General features: G+C 74.4%; 3 protein-coding genes and 1 pseudogene. All 4 read right to left on the bottom strand.

Translation table 11 applies throughout. From position 1 onward, the window contains the following. Positions 1–909: pseudogene (locus QQK83_RS19075) on the bottom strand (double-strand break repair protein AddB); the annotation flags it as partial. Beyond that, positions 902–1,588 (bottom strand): nucleotidyltransferase family protein, encoded by a 687-nt coding sequence (locus tag QQK83_RS19070; protein ID WP_284266999.1) that lies wholly within the window; start codon positions 1,586–1,588, stop codon positions 902–904. The gene QQK83_RS19070 and the pseudogene QQK83_RS19075, both read right to left, overlap by 8 nt. After that, positions 1,585–2,559: an aminoglycoside phosphotransferase family protein gene (locus tag QQK83_RS19065; protein ID WP_284266997.1), complete on the bottom strand. Its 975-nt coding sequence runs from the start codon at positions 2,557–2,559 to the stop codon at positions 1,585–1,587. Before QQK83_RS19065 ends, QQK83_RS19070 begins: the two co-directional genes overlap by 4 nt. Further along, positions 2,556–3,116 (bottom strand): tRNA (adenosine(37)-N6)-threonylcarbamoyltransferase complex ATPase subunit type 1 TsaE, encoded by a 561-nt coding sequence (gene tsaE, locus QQK83_RS19060; RefSeq protein WP_284266996.1) that lies wholly within the window; start codon positions 3,114–3,116, stop codon positions 2,556–2,558. Before tsaE ends, QQK83_RS19065 begins: the two co-directional genes overlap by 4 nt. Positions 3,117–3,208: the final 92 nt, after the last annotated feature.

Below are 3,208 nucleotides of genomic sequence, written 5' to 3'. Positions count from 1 at the left end.
CGCGGGGCGCAGCGCCAGCGACAGGATCGCGCCGCGGCTGCCCGCGGGCCGCTGCGACCTCGGCCAGTCGGGGATCGCGGCGGGGTCTAGGCCAAGGCGCTCGGCGATCTTCGCCAGCCGGAACTGCGGGTGGTCCTCGCCATCCAGCCCGTCGCGCCGCCCCTCGAGCAGGCGCGCCCAGATCTCGGGCGGCATGTCGCGGTCGATGCCCGGCAGGATCACCGCCCCCTGCGGCAGGCGGGCCACCGCCTCCATCAGCTGCGCGGTCGCCCCGCGCGAGCCGGTGGAGCCTGCGACAATGACCGGGTGCGCGGGTGGCTGGCTTTGCCACTGCCGGGCCAGCGCCGCGACGATGCGCGTCTGCCGCGCCTCGCGGGTCAGGGCGGCATCCTCCTGCAGGAAATGGGTGACGAGGTCGACGAAGCTTTGCGAGCGTTGCCAATGGGTTGCGTGATCGCCGATGTCGAGGTTCGCGATGGTGCCGGGCGTCACGCCCTCTTCGAACATCTCGCCCATCAGGTCGGCAAGGCTGTCGGCCAGATCGTAAAGCGCCGAGCGCGGGGCGAGGTCCGGCTGCGCCTCGAGCAGCTTGCCGATCAGCTGCACCAGTTGCAGCCGCAGGCGCAGGGGCGGTATGGCGGCGGGCAGGCCCGCGAGCGTTCCTGCCTCGCCCAGCGCGCCGACGGGTTTGATCCGCGGCAGGAACCCCGCCCCGCGGGCGAGGTAAAGCGCGCGCAAGCGGCGGTCCATGCGGGCGTTGGCGACATAGAGCGTGACCCGCGCGATGGCCTCGGGCGGCTGACCCGCGAGCATGTGGTCCAGCCCCGCGACCAGCGCGGCGCAGAAATCACTGCCGAGCGGCGTGGCGTAGAGGCGCGGGCTGTCCTGCGGCGCGAAGAGGTCAGGCATGGGTCAGCATCTCCTCGGCCTGTCGGATGCCGTCGGGGTGTCCCACATCGGCCCAGCGGCCGGGGTAGACCGTGCCGTAAAGCCGCCCCTCGGCCATCAGCGCCCCCCATGTTTCGCGCAGCGAAAAGGCGCGCGCGGGGTGGGCGGCGATGGGGCCGGGCGCGATCAGCTGCGCGCCGGTGTGGACGAAAGCCGCGTCGGAGCGGTCCCATGTCAGGCGGCCCTCGGCGTCCATCGCCACGTCGCCGCCGCCCTGCCGCCCTACGGCGTTTTCTCGCGGCACAAGCAGCATCAGCGCGCCCATGGCGGGCGTCCATGCGTGCGTGAGCGCGGCCAGCGGCGGCGGGCCATCCCAGACGGCATCGGCGTTCAGGGTGGCGACGGGATCGGTGCGCAGATGCGGCAGGGCCTGTTTCAAGCCGCCGCCACTGTCGAGGATATCGGGCGTTTCGACCGAAAGCGCGATGTCGGGGTGATGCGCGGAAAGGTGGGCCGCGATCTGCCCGGCGCGGTAATGGGCGTTGACGGCGATGCGCCCGCCGCCGTCGCGCGCCGCGGCGATGGCGTGATCGAGCAGCGGGCGGCCCGCCACCTCGATCAGCGGCTTGGGCCGGTCGGAGGTCAGCGCGCCCATGCGCGTGCCGAAGCCCGCGGCAAGGATCATCACGTCGGGGATCATGCCGCCACCCCGGCCCAATGGGCGCTCAGCGCGCGCAGGCGGGCGACGGGGGCCTGCAGCGGTTCCAGCGCCGGATGCGCGGCGGCGCGGTCCACCAGCGCGCCCGTGCGCGGCAGGAAGGCGGCATAGCGCGGCTTGCCGCCCGTGGTGGCGAGACGGCGGAAGATGCCGAGGATGCGCAGGTTCCTGAGCAGCGACAGCGTGGCGAGCCGCGCGGTCGCCTGTGCCTCGGTCAGGCCATGGGTGGCGGCGAAGCCTTGGGTCAGCGCGCTTCGGATGCCTTCGGGCACATCGCGGCGCGGATCGTCGAGGAGCGAGGCGAGGTCGTAGCCAAGCGGCAGCGCGACGGCGTCCTGCACGTCGAGCAGGCCGATACGGGCGGGGCCGTCGCGCTCCGGCAGCCAGACCAGGTTGTCGGCATGGTAATCGCGCAGCGCCAGCACCGGCGGGCCAGCGGCATGGCGGGCCAGCGCCTCGGCCATCAGGCCGGGCAGCGCGGCGAGGGTGGGGTCATCGGGCAGCGCCTGAAGCGTGGGGGCGAGCATGGCGGATTGTTCTTCGGCGTCAGGCGTGGCGGCCCAGCCGGGCACGGGGGCCGCGGCGAGACGGTCGAGCACCTCCGCGGCGGCCTCGTAGGCCGTGGCGGCCTCGGGCGCGCCGCACGCCAGCAGCCGCGCCAGCGTCGCATCGCCGAAATCCTCCTGCAGCAGCAGGCCGTTGGCCATGTCCTCGGCCAGCGTCGCGGGGGCCGAGAGGCCGAGGGACACCAAGTGAGCGTTCACGCGGCCAACGGCGGCAAGGCTCTCGCGCTCGGCCGCGGTCGTCACCGGGGCCTGCATCAGAACGGCGGTCGCGCCATCGGCGCGGACAAGGCGCAGGTAGCTGCGCGCGGAGGCGTCACCGGCAAGCGGCGCGCGCGTGGCCGCGCCCCAACCGGCACGGTCAAGAAGGGCCGCGACCGGGTCGCTCATGCGGCCCCCAATTCGGGCGCAAGCCGCGCGGCCAGCGTGCTGCCTTCGGGCGCGATCAGGGTAAGTGTCCGCGCCTCGGGATCGGCGGGATCGGCGGCAAGGCGCAGGCAGACGGCCCCCTCGGGCCAGTCGGGCGCCAGCCGGTCGGGCCATTCGACGAGGCAGATCGCCTCCTCCATCGCGGCCTCCAGCCCCAGCTCCTCGGCCTCGGCCGGGTCGGTCAGGCGGTAGAGGTCGGCATGCCAGACCTCGCCCGCCGCGGTGTCGTAGACCTGCACGAGGGTGAAGCTGGGCGAGGGCACCTCGGCCCGCTCGCCGCCGGGGCCGATCAGGGCGCGGATCGCGGCGCGGGCGACATGGCTTTTCCCGGCCCCCAGCTGGCCTTGCAACAAGAGCGTGTCGCCGGGGCGCAGCAGGCGCGCAAGGCGGACGGCCAGCGCCCCGGTCGCCTCGGGCGAGGGGAGTCGCAGCCGGGTCTGCGCGCCCCAGCCGGGCGGCGGGTCGGCAAGGTCTGGGTCCGACGGCAGGGACAGGGGGGGTGTGGGTGCGGCGCTCATCGGGGGCGGAGTGTAGCCATATCCCCCGCGCCTGCAACGCATCGCGGCAGGGTGCGCCGCCCCCTCACCCCTCCCCACCGCGCCGCCCGGCG

This window comes from Roseicyclus amphidinii (assembly GCF_030163755.1).
GTDB lineage: Bacteria > Pseudomonadota > Alphaproteobacteria > Rhodobacterales > Rhodobacteraceae > Roseicyclus > Roseicyclus amphidinii.
This window is presented reverse-complemented; position numbering and strand designations above follow the sequence as displayed.

Coding starts and splice junctions, on each gene's coding strand:
- QQK83_RS19065 (WP_284266997.1), bottom strand. CDS start 2,559: ATGAGCGACCCGGTCGCGGCCCTTCTTGACCGTGCCGGTTGGGGCGCG.
- QQK83_RS19070 (WP_284266999.1), bottom strand. CDS start 1,588: ATGATCCCCGACGTGATGATCCTTGCCGCGGGCTTCGGCACGCGCATG.
- tsaE (WP_284266996.1), bottom strand. CDS start 3,116: ATGAGCGCCGCACCCACACCCCCCCTGTCCCTGCCGTCGGACCCAGAC.